The sequence below is a fragment of the Kribbella sp. NBC_00709 genome, assembly GCF_036226565.1.
Taxonomy (GTDB): domain Bacteria; phylum Actinomycetota; class Actinomycetes; order Propionibacteriales; family Kribbellaceae; genus Kribbella.
Map to the genome: position 1 here is coordinate 4,560,438 of NZ_CP108996.1, position 14,740 is coordinate 4,575,177.

The window sequence follows — 14,740 nt, forward strand, 5'->3', positions numbered from 1 at the left end:
GTCCCTCTAGGCTCAGGCGAGTATCAATCACAGTCTTCAGGGGAGCGGCATGACGTTCGACTACAAGGTGGCGGATCTCGGGCTGGCCGAGTTCGGGCGCAAGGAGATCCGGCTGGCCGAGCACGAGATGCCCGGTCTGATGGCGATGCGCAAGCAGTACGGCGACAGCAAGCCGCTGTCCGGGGCCCGGATCATGGGTTCGCTGCACATGACGATCCAGACCGCGGTGCTGATCGAGACGCTGGTGGCGCTCGGCGCCGAGGTGCGCTGGGTCTCCTGCAACATCTTCTCCACCCAGGACCACGCCGCGGCCGCGGTCGTCGTCGGCCCGAACGGTTCGGCCGACGCCCCCGCCGGTGTCCCCGTGTTCGCCTGGAAGGGCGAGACGCTCGACGAGTACTGGTGGTGCACCGAGCAGGCGCTGAACTGGCCGGGCACCGAGGGTCCGAACATGATCCTCGACGACGGTGGCGACGCGACCATGCTCGTGCACAAGGGCACCGAGTTCGAGAAGGCGGGCGCCGTACCGGACCCGTCGACGGCCGACTCGGAGGAGTACGGCGTCGTCCTCAAGCTGCTGACCCGCACGCTGCAGGAGGACCCGCAGCGCTGGACCACCATCGGTCAGGGCATCAAGGGCGTCACCGAGGAGACCACCACCGGCGTGCACCGGCTGTACGAGATGCACAAGGCCGGCGCGCTGCTGTTCCCGGCGATCAACGTGAACGACTCGGTGACCAAGTCGAAGTTCGACAACAAGTACGGTTGCCGGCACTCGCTGATCGACGGCATCAACCGCGCGACCGACGTACTGATCGGCGGCAAGGTCGCGGTCGTCTGCGGGTACGGCGATGTCGGCAAGGGCTGCTCGGAGTCGCTGCGCGGTCAGGGCGCCCGGGTGATCGTGACCGAGATCGACCCGATCTGCGCGCTGCAGGCCGCGATGGACGGCTACCAGGTGAGCACGATGGACGACGTCGTCGGCATCGGTGACATCTTCGTCACCACCACCGGCAACAAGGACGTCATCACCGCCGACCACATGGCGGCGATGAAGCACCAGGCGATCGTCGGCAACATCGGCCACTTCGACAACGAGATCGACATGGCCGGGCTGTACAAGACCGCCGGTGTCGAGCGGGTCAACATCAAGCCGCAGGTCGACGAGTTCCGGTTCCCGGACGGCCACACGATCATCGTGCTGTCCGAGGGCCGCCTGCTGAACCTGGGCAACGCGACCGGCCACCCGTCGTTCGTGATGTCGAACTCGTTCACCAACCAGGTCCTGGCCCAGATCGAGCTCTTCGTGAAGACCGCGGAGTACCCGACCGACGTCTACGTCCTGCCCAAGCACCTGGACGAGATGGTCGCCCGCCTCCACCTCGACGCCCTCGGCGTCAAGCTCACCGAGCTCACCAAGGAGCAGGCGTCCTACCTCGGCGTCCCGGTCGAGGGGCCGTACAAGGCGGAGGCCTACCGCTACTGACGGCGGACCTCAGCGCAGGCAGAACCCCCTCCATCGGGCGGCGCAAGCCGTCCGGGAGGGGGTTTTGCATGCCTGCAGAATCAGAACCACGGGCCGGCTTCGCTCCCCGGGGCGGCCCACCCCTCGGGGTTGACCGTGGCCGGTCGCGTTGCCGGCGGTGGGGGCGGCGGGGCGAACGGGCCTGGTGGGGGAGGTGCCGGTGGAAGGACGCCGTACGGGCTTGGTGGGGTGAACGGGCCGGTGGGGATTGCGTACGACGGGGCGAAGGGGCCCGTGTGGGCGGGGCGGCGGGTGGAGAGGCGGATGAGTTCTCGGCGGCGGCGTTCGGCGAGGACGGCGGAGAGGTAGGCGGGGGCGATGATCGGGCTGGGTGGGGCCGGTGCGGTGACCGCGGCCATCCGGGCGGCCAGGGCCTCGCCGAGGGCGATCTGCGGGCCGGGCAGGAGTTCGGTGTAGCGGGCGAGGTAGTCGCGGGCTGCGTTGGCCAGGTCGTCGGACAGGCGCGACAGCTCCAGCGACTGTGCCCACTGGACCAGGTGGCCGGGGACGAACAGGGGCGGCGACGCCATCGGCTGGTGGCGTTCGCGGATGACGACCGTACCGGCGACCATGTCACCGATCCGCTTGCCCTGCTTGTTCATCAGGCTGGCCACGATCCCGGGGCTCGCCGCGAACCACGGCGCGAAGTCGACGAAGAACCACATCAGCGTCCGCACCAGCGCGTGCCGGAACCGGATCGAGCTGCCGTCGTCGCGGACCACCTTGAGCCCGAGCACCAGCTTGCCGACCGTCCGCCCACGGGTCAGCGTCTCCATCACGACCCGGTAGCCGATCGCCACAAGCAGTACGACGATGAAGATCAAAGCGGCCGCCAGCGCCTCACTGGACTCGCTCCCGAGCAGGAATCCGGCCAGCAGCGAGATCAGCACCACCAGTACGACGCCCTGCAGCGCCACGTCGATCGCACATGCCAGCGCCCGGGTCGGCATCCGGGCGATCCGCACCTGGAGGACGACCGCTTCACCGGTGACCAGCTGAGACACGTCGTCGCCCCCTCCTGCCTAGACACTGGGTCCGGCTAGTCTGCCAGCAGTCGGGTGGAGGAGGAGGTGTGCAGTGGACGTCGAAGCGTTCGTATCGGTGCACCAACCCCAGTGGGACCGCCTGGCGCACCTGACCCGCCGCCAGCGCCGCCTGTCCGGTGCCGAGGCCGAAGAGCTCGTGGTCCTCTACCAGCGCGTCGGCACCCACCTGGCCGCGCTCCGGGCCGCCGGTGCGGATCCGGTGTCGATCGGACGCCTGTCCGGCCTCATCGCTGACGCCCGCGGTGCCGTGACCGGTGCGCAGGCACCTGTCTGGCGCGACATCTCGAAGTACTTCCTGGTGAGCTTCCCGGCAGCGCTCTACGCGTCCAGACGCTGGTGGCTCACCATCGGTCTGCTGTTCTACCTGGTCGCGGCCTGGACCGCCTGGCGAGTGCTGGCTCACCCAGAGGTGATCGACTCGATCGGTACGCCGGACCAGATCAAGCAACTGGTCGAGCACGACTTCGAGTCGTACTACTCGGACAACCCGGCGCAGGACTTCGCGCTCCGGGTCTGGATCAACAATGCGACTATTAGTGCCGCCGTACTCGCGCTCGGCATCCTGCTGGTCCCGTCCGTCTTCATCTTGTGGGACAACGCGGTCAACCTCGGTCTGAGCGCCGGTCTGATGATCGGCCACGACAGGGGCGGCCTGTTCTTCAGCCTGATCGCTCCGCACGGTCTGCTCGAGCTGACCGCGGTGTTCGTCGCGACGGCGGCCGGACTGCGCCTCGGCTGGTCCTGGGTCGTGCCCGGGGCCCGCACCCGGATGCAGGCCCTCGCCCAGACCGGCCGCGCCACGGTCGGGATGGCGATCGGCCTGGCGGCGGTCCTGCTCGTCACCGGCCTGATCGAGGGCTTCGTGAGCCCGTTCCTGCCGGCTCCGGTCCGCGTCACGATCGGCATCCTCGCCGAGCTCGCGTTCTTCACCTACGTCTGGACCCTTGGCCGCCGCGCCTACCGTCACGGTGAGTACGGCGACGTCGACGAAGCGGATCGCGAAGCCACCGCACCGGTCTCCGCCTGATCGGTTTCCGGTGTGGGCACCGGTTCGGGGTGAGGATGGACCAGGAAGTAAGGCACAGCCGTGCGTACGGCGTCGCGATCACCGTCGGCCTGATGGCCTACGGGATCGTGTATCTGCTGATCGCATGGATCGCCCTGCAGCTCGCCTGGGGGAAATCGTCCCAGGAAGCGTCGCAGAAGGGCGCGCTCCAGGAGTTGGCCGGCAAACCGCTCGGCGGAGTCTTGCTGTGGGTCGTCGCGATCGGATTGTTCGCGCTGGTGATCTGGCGTGGGCTGCAGCTCGTGTACGGCAACCTGGACCTGGAGAAGAAGGTTTCCGCGATCGGCCGCGCGGCCGTCTACCTCGTGCTCGGTATCAGCGCGGTCAAGGTCGCTGTCGGCTCCGGCGGCTCCAGCACGGGTCAGCAGCAGACGCTGTCCGGCCGGGTGATGCAGCACGGACCGGGCCGGGTTCTGATCGTTGTGGTCGGTATCGCGATCCTCGCCGTCGGCGCGCGTCAGATCCACAAGGGGATCACGAAGAAGTTCACCGAGGACCTGGTCGGCGGCGTCTCCGAGGTCACGATCCTGCTGGGCCGGATCGGGTACGTCGCGAAGGGCGTCGCGTTCGCGGTCGTCGGCGTACTGTTCGGCTGGGCTGCGATCAGCTACGACCCGAAGAAGGCGGGCGGTCTCGATACGGCCCTGCGCACGATCAAGGGCCAGGCGTTCGGCTCGGTCCTGCTGACCGTCTTGGCGCTGGGCTTGGCCGCGTTCGGCCTGTACTGCTTCAGTTGGTCGCGCAACGCTAAGAAGTGACGCGCCCGGCTTCGATTCGTGACCATTGCGCGATGGGCCGGCCGTCGATGACCTTCGGGAGTACCGGGTCCTCGGTCGCCCACTGTTTCGGCCAGCCGTCCGGTGAGTCCTCGAAGGGCTCCTGCCGCCCGTAGACGGTGAGGTCCATCAGGGCGTAGTTGTTGTCCATCACCTCGACGCCGCGCATGGTCGTCCAGTACGTCTCGAAGACCCGATCGCCCTGGCGGACGTACGAGATCAGGTACATCTGCCCGATGCTCCGACCGACCAGCAAGTGCTCGAGCGACCCGACAGCGGAGTACCACGGCATCGTCCAGCCCATGAAGTCCCGGTACGCGCGGCTCTCGGCGTACGGGCCCTGGCTGAAGACGGCGAAGGTGATGTCGCGCGAGTGCAGGTACGAGATCTCCTGGACCTGGCCGGTGCACCACGTGCAGCCCTGGCACTGGTCGGCGGCGTCGTGCCCGTCGTGCCACATGTAGTAGTAGGCCAGCAGCTGCTTGCGGCCTTCGAATGCCTCGAGCAGCGTGACCGGTCCGGTTTCCCCGACCACGGGGATGCCCGGATCGATCTCGACCATCGGGAGGCGGCGGCGCTGAGCGGCGATCGCATCGGCTTCACGCGTGTGTGCCTTCTCGCGGGCCCGGAGCTCGTCCAGGCCCGCGTCGAAGGTCGCTCGATCAACGACCGGCGGGAGTGCCGTGGTGTCTGGTACGACTCGCTCGTGCTTTCCCATACTGGCCACGTCGGAGCCGGTACCCCGATCTCGACATGCTCAGGCCGGAAGATCGCGCCGGCGCAGCCCGATCAGACCCGCGAAGCCCACCACGACAGCGATTGCGAGCAGCGCGACCAGCGGACCTGCCGACACCGATCCGCCCGGAAGCGACGGGAGATGGCTGAACGGCGAGATGTCGCGGATCCAGCCCGCCGTGGCCACACCCGCGCTGACCAGGCCGATCAGGATGCAGACAGCCGGTCCGGCCCACGAGATCATCGAGGCCTGCGGGAAGAACCCGAAGATCGCGATCGCTATCGCGGCCAGCACCCAGACGGCAGGCAATTGCGCGAGCGCGGCGCCGATCAGCCGTGGGACCTGCCCACCCACATCGCCGATCGCGATGCCGTACGCAAGCCCTTCGGCGACACCCGCCGCCAGCAACGCGACTGCCGGACCGAGCAGACTGAAGACGAGATGGCTCGCGGCCCACTGCCAGCGACTCGTCGCGGTCGCGAGCACCGGCTCGACCCGCCCGCTGCTCTCCTCGACCCGCATCCGCAGCGTCGCCTGGACGGCGTACGCCGACGCGATCAACCCGACCAGTGTCATCACCCCGGCCAGGAACGAGTCGATCAGCCCGGCCGACCCACCCATCCGCTGGAACATCTCCTGGATGCTCGGATCGTCCTGCATCACGTCGCCGACGCCTTTGGCGACACCGCCGAACAGTAAGCCCAGCAAGGCGAATCCGACCGTCCATGCGGCCAGCAGACCGCGGTGCAACCGCCATGCCAGCGCGAGCGGCGAGCCGAGGGTTCCTTCCGCCGGGCCGAGTTTGTCGGGCAGCAGTCCGGCGCCGATATCTCGCCTGGCTGCGAGCGCGACGGCCGTGACTACGAGGCCAGTGGTTGCCGCCAGCAACACTGCTGCCAACCACCAGCGGTTCTGGGCATACGGGTGGATCTGCTGTGCCCAGCCGATCGGTGACAGGTAGGACAACCAGGCGAGCGGGCCGTTCGTATGCGCGCTGGTGTCGCCGGCGGCTCGCAGTACGTAGGACGCCCCCAGCACCCCGATCGCGATCCCGCGCGCGGTGCCGGCGCTCGCCGTCAGTTGTGCGGCCACCGCACCCACTGCCGCGAAGAACCAGCCGGTGCCGGCAAAAACAACGCCGATAGCAACGGATCCGTCGAGCGGCAGGTCGCGGCTGTGCATGCCCAAGGCAAGCAGGATGCCGAGTGCCAGGTTTGCCCCGAAGGTCGCGATCAGTGCGGCCGCCAGCTGTGCATGCCGGCCGATGACGGTTGCCCCGAGCAACTCGCGGCGGCCGGTCTCCTCCTCGACCCGGGTGTGCCGGATCACCGTCAGCAGGCTGATCAGCCCCACCATCACCGGCACGAACCCGAGTCGCCAGGTGACGAACTCGCCGAGGCTCGGCCCGGACAGTTCGCCGTACAAGGTGATGAAGCCGGCGTTGCTCGCGTACTTCACGCGGGAGTCCGGCGTCGGGAACAGATCGCCGTACTCCTTCACGTAGCTCACCGAGATCGCCACCAGCAGCAGGATCCACAACGGCAGTACGATCCGGTCCCGGCGCAGGATCAACCGGATCAGTCCGCCGGTCCCCGCCAGGCTTTTCATTTCACGGCCTCGGGTTCGTACAGCCGCAGGAACAGCTCCTCCAGCGACGGCGGCTGGCTCACCAGGCTCCGTACGCCGATCTCGGTCAAGCGTCGCAGTACCGAGTTGATCTGGTCGGCGTCGACGTCGAACTGGACCCGCCCGTCGCTCTCCTTGAGATCGTGTATGCCGGCCAGCTGGGCCAGACCGTTCATCGGTCCGACGAGCTCGGCCTGGATCGACGTACGAGTCAGATGCCGCAGCTCGGACAGCGTGCCGCTCTCGACGGCACGGCCCGACCGGATGATCGTGACCCGGTCGCAGAGTGCCTCGACCTCGGACAGGATGTGGCTGGACAGCAGCACGGTCCGGCCGTCGCGGTCGCTGATCTCCTGAACGACCTCGCGGAAGACCTCCTCCATCAACGGATCCAGCCCACTCGTCGGCTCGTCGAGAAGGAGGAGCTCGACGTCGGACGCGAGCGCGGCGACCAGGGCGACCTTCTGACGGTTGCCCTTCGAGTACGCACGTGCCTTCTTGCGCGGGTCGAGATCGAAGCGTTCGAGCAGCTCGGCCTTGCGCTTCTTGTCGATGCCGCCGCGCATCCGGCCGAGCAGGTCGATCGCCTCGCCACCGGACAGGTTCGGCCACAGCGTCACATCGCCCGGGACGTAAGCCAGGCGCCGATGCAGGTCGGTGGCGTCCGACCAGGGATCGCCGTCGAGGACCCGCGCGGTCCCCTCGTCCGCGCGGGTCATCCCCAACAGGATGCGAATGGTGGTGGTCTTCCCCGCGCCGTTCGGGCCGAGGAATCCGTGCACCTCACCGGTTCGCACCGTGAGGTCGAGACCGTCCAGGGCATAGGTCCGCCCGAACGACTTGACCAGACCTTCCGTGCTGATCGCAGCCGGCATGATCACTTCTCCTGTTTCCTCAGGTTGTCTGCTTGCTCCGGGGTGAGCAGCGGGATCGTGAAGACCTCCATCAGGGCCTGACCGATCCGGTTGTAGCCAGCCGGCGTCGTGATGTCCTCGCCGAGCGCCTTCGAGACCTGTTCGCGGAACACGAAGACACTGAGCTTGATCGCGGTCAGCGCGGCGGCGTACCCGCGCTTGTCCTTCGGCTCGATGCCGTAGCTGGTGCTCCACTCCTCGACTGCGTCGACCCCTTCGAGAAACAACGCGGTCGCCGTTTCCGAGCCGTCCATCATCGACCGGACGATGTACAGCTGCAGCGGAAACGCGACCGGATGCATCGCCAGCGGATCGAGCCCGGTGAGATCGCCCTGCTGCGTGAGCTCGGCGCCGATCTGCAGCATCCGCTCCTTCGCGTACCGGTCGCACGCCTCGCGCAGCTCCTCCTTCGAACCGAAGTGATGCCGCACCAGCCCCGACGAAACCCCCGCCTCGGCCGCGATGTCCCGAATCGAAGCCCCCTCGATCCCGCGCTCCCCGAACAACTTGATCGCCGCATCCCGAATCCGGGCCCGCGCGGTCAGATCATCCACCTGGCGATCCATCGCCACTCCTCTCTCTACACAAACCAGCAAACTACTACACGATCGTGTAGTCAAGTCGAATGTGGGACTGAGGTTGACCACGCCCGTCAGAGGGGCCTAACACGAGTGGATATCCATTCGTGTTGTGGGTTCCCCGCTGGTGTGCGAGCGGGGAACCCACAACAGCAGGGGGCAACCCCGCGGGCCGCCCGCACAGCACTCTCGGCCCCGCCGAAATACAAGGGACAGAGGAAGATTGCGAGGGTAGCGTCACCAGATCATGGAGATGTCTGAGATCAGGCGTGCGATCGCGGCCGCGACTTCGATTGCCGTATCGCTCGACCTGGAAGCGAACGACGCGACCGTTCTCCACAACTCGAACAAGCTGGCGCTGCGGCTGACACCCTGCGACGTGTTCGCCCGCGTCGCCCCTGTAGGGGAAGAGGTTGCAGAGCTGGAAATCGAGCTCGCCCAACGCCTCTCCGAGGTCGGTTCCCCGGTGGCCACCTTGGAATCTCGGGTGGACCCGATTGTCTACACCCGCGACGGCTTCGCAATCACGCTGTGGACGTACTACGAGCCGGTGACACCAGACGTCTCCCCAGCCGACTACGCCCAGGCGCTGGAGCAGTTGCACGCCGGCATGCGCAAGGTTGATGTGACGATTCCACGGTTCACAGATCGCATCGCGGAGGCGGAAGAAATCGTCTCCAACCCCGAGCTCTCGCCGGAGCTCGCCGACGCGGACCGCGTGTTCCTCAGCGGCAGACTGGAAAGCCTGCGCCGCGCGATCAACGACCGCGACGCCGCGGAACAGCTGCTCCACGGCGAGCCGCATCCAGGCAATCTGCTCAGCACCAACAACGGCCCGTTGTTCATCGACTTCGAGACGTGTTGCCGTGGACCCGTCGAGTTCGACCTCGCCCATGTTCCGGTGGCGGTTTGCGAGCACTACTCGGGCATTGACCAAGGATTGCTGGACGAGTGCCGGCAGCTCGTTCTCGCGATGGTTGCGGCGTGGCGTTGGGACATTGGTGACCAATTTCCGAACGGGCGACGCTTCGGGGAGGAATTCCTGAGCGCGCTGCGCGAAGGTCCTCCGTGGCCGACCCTCGACACGATGGCTGACCGACTGTAGAACTCGCCGACGTCACGTGAAAGCGGCAAGGAACCAGGTCAGTCCCGGCGGCCCTTCAGCCGGCGGCTGAGTGCACGCTCGGCCTCGCGGGTCGCCTCGCGCTCGGCGAGGGTGTTTCGCTTGTCCCAGGTCTTCTTGCCGCGTCCCAGCGCGATCTCCACCTTTGCGCGACCGTCCTTGAAGTACAGGGCCAACGGGACGATCGTCAGTCCACTTTCGTTGACCTTGCGCTCGATCTTGTCGATCTGGGCGCGATGCAACAGCAGCTTCCGCTTACGCCGCGAACCGCCGTCGAACCAGCGGGCCTGCGAGTACTGCGGGATGTGCACCGCATGCAACCAGATCTCCCGCCCCTCGACGATGGCGAACCCGCCGACGAGCGACGCCCGCCCAGCCCGAAGCGCCTTCACCTCCGGCCCCTGCAGCACGATCCCCGCCTCCCACGACTCACCCAACTGGTAGTCGTGGGCAGCCTTCCGGTTCCGCGCAACCACCGGATTGGCCTCGGGCTTCTTCACACCGCAATTCTGCCCCAACAGCCCAGGCCGTCCGACCTGCGTGCCGGCTGAAGCCGAGTTGGCTGCCCTGACCGAGCACAGCATTCCGACCGGTAAGAAGATTACTTAAGTGTGACGAAGTTTCGTATCTCGTTGACACGGGGGTGGTTGCTGGTGTGGGTTCTTCCCCAAACACCCAACACCATCTGGGGAAGGTGGGGCGGCCCATGCGGAAGTTGTTGGCGGTGCTGGGGGCGTTGTGCTTGGCGGTTGCGCCAGGTACGGCGTACGCGGCTGATCCGGTCAAGGATCCGGCGAAGAAGGTCATCAAGATCGGTGTGACGCAGTCGGTGGACTCGATGAATCCGTTCCTGGCTGTACGGCTGGTGACGGGGTCGATCCAGCGGATGATCTACGGCTTCCTGACGGTGCCGGACTCGAAGACGCTGCAGCCGAGCCCGGACCTGGCCGAGTCGTGGACGACGTCGCCGGACGGGCTGACCTGGACATTCAAGATCCGGCAGGCGAAGTGGTCGGACGGTCAGCCGATCACGGCCGACGATGCGGCCTGGACGTTCAACAAGATGATCACCGACGACGGCGCGAAGACCGGCAACGGTCCGGCGGTCGCGAACTTCCAGAGCGTGACTGCGAACGGCCAGGAGCTGACCATCAAGCTCAAGACCCCGCAGGCGTCGATGCTGGACAACCCGGTGCCGATCATGCCCAAGCACGTCTGGGAGAAGGTCAAGGACATCTCGAAGTACGACGCCGAGGTGTACCCGACCGTGGGCAGCGGACCGTACATCGCGGTGGAGCACAAGAAGGACCAGTTCGTCCGGCTGGAGGCGAACCCGGAGTACTGGCGCGGCCGGCCGAAGATCGACGAGTTGCAGGTGATCTTCTACGACAACCCCGCGGCCTCGATCGTCGGGCTGAAGAAGGGCGACATCGACCTGATCGGGCGGCTGAACCCGCCGGACTTCGAGTCGCTGAAGGGCGATGACAACATCGTTCAGTGGAACACGCAGGGCCGGCGGGCGGCATACCTGCAGATCAACCACGGCGCGACGACCAGCGACAACAAGCCGATCGGTGACGGACATCCGGCGCTGAAGGATCCCCGGGTGCGGACCGCGCTGCACTACGCGATCGACAAGCAGAAGCTGGTCGACGAGGTCCAGGGTGGTCTGGCGAAACCGGCGGACGGTTCGATCATTCCGCCGCTGTACAAGGACTTCTTCTGGCAGGCGAGCGGCGCCGAGAAGGTGACGTTCGACCTCGCGAAGGCCAACAAGATCCTCGACGACGCCGGATACAAGAAGGGTCCGGACGGCGTACGGACGATGCCGGACGGATCGCGGAAACTGCAGTTCCGGTTCAGCATCCACACCGATACACCGATCGAGGACAAGCTCGCGGAGTACCTGACGGGCTGGTTCAAGGAGATCGGCATCACGCTGACGACGAAGCGGCTCGACTCCAGCAAGTTCACGGAGGAGACGGGTACGACGGCGCTCTTCGACATCGCGATCAGCGGCTGGTCGGTGAACCCGGATCCGGAAGAGGTGCTCGGCACGCACCTGTGCAGCCGGCGTCCGTCCGCGGACGGCAAGGGTGGCGGGACCGAGTCGTTCTACTGCGACCCGCAGTACGAAAGCCTGTACCTGCAGCAGCAGAAGGAGCTCGACCGGACCAAGCGCGCCGACATCGTCAAGAAGATGGAGGAGCGCCTCTACACCGACGCCCCGGTCATCGCGCTGTACTACCCGAACGACCTCGAGGGGTATCGCAAGGATCGGATCGCCAGCATCACGCCGATCCCGGAGGACAAGGGCCTGCTGTACGGCGGGTCCGGGTACTGGCCGTTCTACACGCTGCAGGCGGTGTCGAAGGACGGCGCCGCGGCCGAGAGTGGTGGGTTGGGCGGTGGTGTCGTCGCGGGCATCGCAGCGGCGGTGGTCGTCGTACTGATCGGCGGGTTCTTCGTACTGCGACGCCGTCAGGGCGCGGCCGACGAGCGCGAATGACGGTCACGGTCGAAGCGCCTGAGCAGAGTCCTGCTCGCCACGGTCTGCTGCGCTACGCGGCGACCAAGGCGGGCGGGGCCCTGCTCAGCATCGCGATGGTGATCGTCGCGACGTTCTTCCTGTTCCGGCTGTTGCCGGGCGACCCCGTACGGGCGTTGGCGCAGGGCCGGAACATGACGCCGGAGCAGCTGGATCTCGAGCGGGCGCGGCTCGGGTTGGACAAGCCGATTCCGGAACAGTTCCTGCACTTCGTGACCCAGACGCTGCGGTTCGACCTCGGCGTCTCGTACGAGTACAAGCGTCCCGTCGTGGATCTGATCGGCGAGCGGATCGGGTCGACGCTGCTGCTCACCGGTACTGCGCTGGTGATGGCGGTCAGCCTCGGTCTCTGGCAGGGCGCTCGCGCCGGATGGAAACCGGGCAGCCGGTTCGACAAGATCTCGACCGCGATCTCGCTGGTGCTGTGGTCGGTGCCGACGTTCTGGCTCGGGCTGTTGCTGTTGATGGTGTTCGCGGCCGGCATCGGGCCGATTCCGGGCATTTTCCCGACCCGGGGGAGTTCGAGCGTCGACAAGCCGGACGGGTTCGCGGGTGTGCTCGACGTCGGGGCCCACATGGTGTTGCCGTGTCTGACGCTCGTCGCGGTCGTCTACGCGCAGTACCTGCTGGTGATGCGTTCCTCGGTGATCGACGAGGTCGAGCAGGACTACATCACGACGGCGCGGGCGAAGGGTCTGCGGGACGACGACATACGACGGAAACACGCCGTACCGAATGCGTTGCTGCCGACGGTGACGCTGGTCTTCATGCGGATCGGGTTCGTGGTCGGAGGTGCCGTGACTGTCGAGGCGATCTTCAGCTGGCCGGGGCTCGGGCAGCTGTTCTACGAGGCGATCCGGGTGCCGGACTTCACGTTGATGCAGGGGACGTTCCTGCTGATCACAGTGTCGGTGATCCTGATGAACACGTTGGCCGACGTGGTGTACCACCTGCTGGATCCGCGGGTGAGGTCGGCATGAGCAACGTTGCCTGGGTACGGCGCCGGCGCGCCGCGGAACGTTTCTGGTCGGATTTCCGGACCCACCGCACCGGGGTGGCCGGACTGGTGATTCTTGCGGCTGCCGTCGTACTTGCGTTGGCCGCACCAATCTTCATCTCGGCGGACGTGACGAACGTGGTTTCCGGGACCGGCGCGAAGCTGGCGCCGCCGGGCCTGGATCACCTGCTCGGGACGGACGAGTCGGGGCGGTCCGTGCTGCTGATGATCTGGTGGGGTTCGCGGACCTCGCTGCTGATCGGGTTCCTGGCGGCGTTGCTGAGCATGGTGATCGGGACGGTGCTCGGAATCGCGGCCGGTCATTTCCGGCGCTGGGCCGGTGCGGTGATCCTGCGGGTGACCGACTGGTTCCTGGTGCTGCCGTCGCTGGTGACCGCGCTGGTGCTGGCGGCGATCCTCGGTGGTTCGACGGCGACGATCATCGTGGCCATCGGGGTGACGTCATGGCCGTCGACGGCGCGATTGATCCGGGCGCAGACGCTGGCGGTCGAGGCACGCCCGTACATCGAGAGGTCGCAGGCGCTCGGCGGCGGGCACTGGCACATCACCACGCGGCACGTACTGCCGAACGTCGCACCGTTGCTCTTGGCAAGCACCACGCTGGAGGTGGCGAGCGCGATCGTGACCGAGTCGACGCTGGCGTTCCTCGGCGTGAGTGCGAACAAGACATCGTGGGGGACGATGCTGCGCGGCTCGTACGACTGGGGTGCGGCGACCGCGGGAGCCTGGTGGTACATCCTCGTGCCGGGCCTGTGCATCGTCATCGTGGTGATGGCCTTCACCTTGTGTGGAAGGGCTCTCGAGTCCGTGCTCAACCCGCGACTGAGGACGAGGACGGTCTGATGCTCCAACTCGAAGATCTGTCGGTGAGTTATCAACTCGGGTCCGGCGATGTGCCTGCGGTGCGCGGTGTTTCCTTGTCGATCGCGGCAGGGGAGGCGGTTGGGCTGGCGGGAGAATCGGGGTCGGGCAAGTCCTCGGTGGCGCTCGCGCTGTTGCGTTTGCTGCCGCGGTCGGCTGTCGTGGGTGGGCGCATCCTGCTCGACGGCGAGGACGTCCTGGCGATGAAATGGGGCCGGTTGCGAGCCGTGCGCTGGTCGGCGGCGTCGATCGTGTTCCAAGGCGCGCAGCACGGGCTCAATCCGGTGCAGCGAATCGGCGACCAGATCGCGGAGCCGCTGGCGGTGCATCGGCTGGCGTCCGGCGCCGCCGCTGACGCGCGGGTACGGGAGTTGCTCGAGCAGGTCGGGTTGCCGGCCTGGCGGGCGCGCAGCTACCCGCATGAGCTGAGTGGTGGCCAACGGCAACGAGTAATGATCGCGATGGCACTCGCATGCTCGCCGCAACTGATCATCGCGGACGAGCCGACGACCGCGCTCGACCTGATGGTCCAGGCGCAGGTACTGACGCTGATCCGCGAGCTGATCGCCTCGCACGGGATCTCGTTGCTGATGATCTCCCACGATCTGTCCGTGCTGGCCGACGTCTGCGATCGCCTCGCGGTGATGTACGCCGGCCGGCTGGTGGAGATCGGTCCTTCATCGGGTACGTTCAGCCATCCGTACAGCCGGGCGCTCGCGGCCGCGTTCCCGACCGTCGGCGATCCGGCGTCGCGGCTCGCTCCGCGCGGACTGGCCGGTGATCCGCCCGATCCGCAGCACTTGCCGGACGGCTGTTCGTTCCATCCGCGTTGTCCGGTCGCACTCGAGTCGTGCGCGACGTCCGACGTACACCTCCGTTCGGTCGGTGACCGAGCTGCCGCCTGCGTCCTGGTCGGGGAGTGA

At 66.9% G+C, this 14,740-nt stretch carries 14 protein-coding genes; 8 read left to right on the plus strand and 6 right to left on the minus strand.

Features of this window, described 5'->3' with window-relative positions:
• Window positions 1–49 precede the first annotated feature (49 nt).
• Window positions 50–1,486, plus strand: a complete 1,437-nt coding sequence (ahcY, locus tag OHA18_RS22485; RefSeq protein WP_328997230.1) for an adenosylhomocysteinase — start codon at window positions 50–52, stop codon at window positions 1,484–1,486.
• Window positions 1,487–1,566: 80 nt separating this feature from the next.
• Here the strand turns inward: ahcY and OHA18_RS22490 are convergent, their stop codons facing one another.
• Window positions 1,567–2,529 (minus strand): RDD family protein, encoded by a 963-nt coding sequence (locus OHA18_RS22490; RefSeq protein WP_328997231.1) that lies wholly within the window; start codon window positions 2,527–2,529, stop codon window positions 1,567–1,569.
• A gap of 73 nt (window positions 2,530–2,602) precedes the next feature.
• On the opposite strand from OHA18_RS22490, the gene OHA18_RS22495 reads away from it, so the two are divergent.
• Together OHA18_RS22495 and OHA18_RS22500 are read left to right on the plus strand one after the other, a co-directional pair.
• Complete coding sequence (locus OHA18_RS22495) at window positions 2,603–3,598, plus strand: stage II sporulation protein M (protein WP_328997232.1); 996 nt, start codon at window positions 2,603–2,605, stop codon at window positions 3,596–3,598.
• Window positions 3,599–3,633: 35 nt separating this feature from the next.
• Window positions 3,634–4,395, plus strand: coding sequence for a DUF1206 domain-containing protein (locus OHA18_RS22500; protein WP_328997233.1), 762 nt, complete (start codon window positions 3,634–3,636; stop codon window positions 4,393–4,395).
• On the opposite strand, the gene OHA18_RS22505 is transcribed toward OHA18_RS22500, so the two are convergent.
• From OHA18_RS22505 to OHA18_RS22520, 4 genes are read right to left on the minus strand one after another with little or no spacing between them, the layout of a single operon-like run.
• Window positions 4,385–5,131, minus strand: coding sequence for a DUF899 family protein (locus OHA18_RS22505; protein ID WP_328997234.1), 747 nt, complete (start codon window positions 5,129–5,131; stop codon window positions 4,385–4,387). The genes OHA18_RS22500 and OHA18_RS22505 overlap by 11 nt on opposite strands.
• Window positions 5,132–5,170: 39 nt before the next feature.
• On the minus strand, window positions 5,171–6,757 hold the full coding sequence (locus OHA18_RS22510; protein ID WP_328997235.1) for an ABC transporter permease: 1,587 nt from the start codon (window positions 6,755–6,757) through the stop codon (window positions 5,171–5,173).
• Window positions 6,754–7,650: an ABC transporter ATP-binding protein gene (locus OHA18_RS22515; protein WP_328997236.1), complete on the minus strand. Its 897-nt coding sequence runs from the start codon at window positions 7,648–7,650 to the stop codon at window positions 6,754–6,756. Before OHA18_RS22515 ends, OHA18_RS22510 begins: the two co-directional genes overlap by 4 nt.
• 2 nt (window positions 7,651–7,652) lie before the next feature.
• A complete protein-coding gene (locus tag OHA18_RS22520) occupies window positions 7,653–8,255 on the minus strand; it encodes a TetR/AcrR family transcriptional regulator (protein WP_328997237.1) in 603 nt (200 codons plus the stop codon).
• A 259-nt stretch (window positions 8,256–8,514) separates the two neighbouring features.
• On the opposite strand from OHA18_RS22520, the gene OHA18_RS22525 reads away from it, so the two are divergent.
• On the plus strand, window positions 8,515–9,372 hold the full coding sequence (locus OHA18_RS22525; RefSeq protein WP_328997238.1) for a phosphotransferase family protein: 858 nt from the start codon (window positions 8,515–8,517) through the stop codon (window positions 9,370–9,372).
• Window positions 9,373–9,410: 38 nt separating this feature from the next.
• On the opposite strand, the gene smpB is transcribed toward OHA18_RS22525, so the two are convergent.
• Window positions 9,411–9,890 (minus strand): SsrA-binding protein SmpB, encoded by a 480-nt coding sequence (gene smpB, locus OHA18_RS22530; RefSeq protein ID WP_328997239.1) that lies wholly within the window; start codon window positions 9,888–9,890, stop codon window positions 9,411–9,413.
• 206 nt (window positions 9,891–10,096) lie between these two features.
• Here smpB and OHA18_RS22535 point away from each other — a divergent pair, with 206 nt between their 5' ends.
• Genes OHA18_RS22535 through OHA18_RS22550 form a run of 4 tightly spaced genes read left to right on the plus strand, consistent with a single transcriptional unit; the run spans window position 10,097 to window position 14,740 of the window.
• The gene (locus tag OHA18_RS22535; RefSeq protein WP_328997240.1) at window positions 10,097–11,899 is read left to right on the plus strand and encodes an ABC transporter substrate-binding protein; all 1,803 of its coding nucleotides are present in this window, start codon (window positions 10,097–10,099) and stop codon (window positions 11,897–11,899) included.
• Complete coding sequence (locus OHA18_RS22540; protein ID WP_328997241.1) at window positions 11,896–12,918, plus strand: ABC transporter permease; 1,023 nt, start codon at window positions 11,896–11,898, stop codon at window positions 12,916–12,918. The genes OHA18_RS22535 and OHA18_RS22540 overlap by 4 nt, the downstream gene beginning before the upstream one ends.
• Window positions 12,915–13,799: an ABC transporter permease gene (locus OHA18_RS22545; RefSeq protein ID WP_328997242.1), complete on the plus strand. Its 885-nt coding sequence runs from the start codon at window positions 12,915–12,917 to the stop codon at window positions 13,797–13,799. Before OHA18_RS22540 ends, OHA18_RS22545 begins: the two co-directional genes overlap by 4 nt.
• Window positions 13,799–14,740, plus strand: a complete 942-nt coding sequence (locus OHA18_RS22550) for an ABC transporter ATP-binding protein (RefSeq protein WP_328997243.1) — start codon at window positions 13,799–13,801, stop codon at window positions 14,738–14,740. The genes OHA18_RS22545 and OHA18_RS22550 overlap by 1 nt, the downstream gene beginning before the upstream one ends.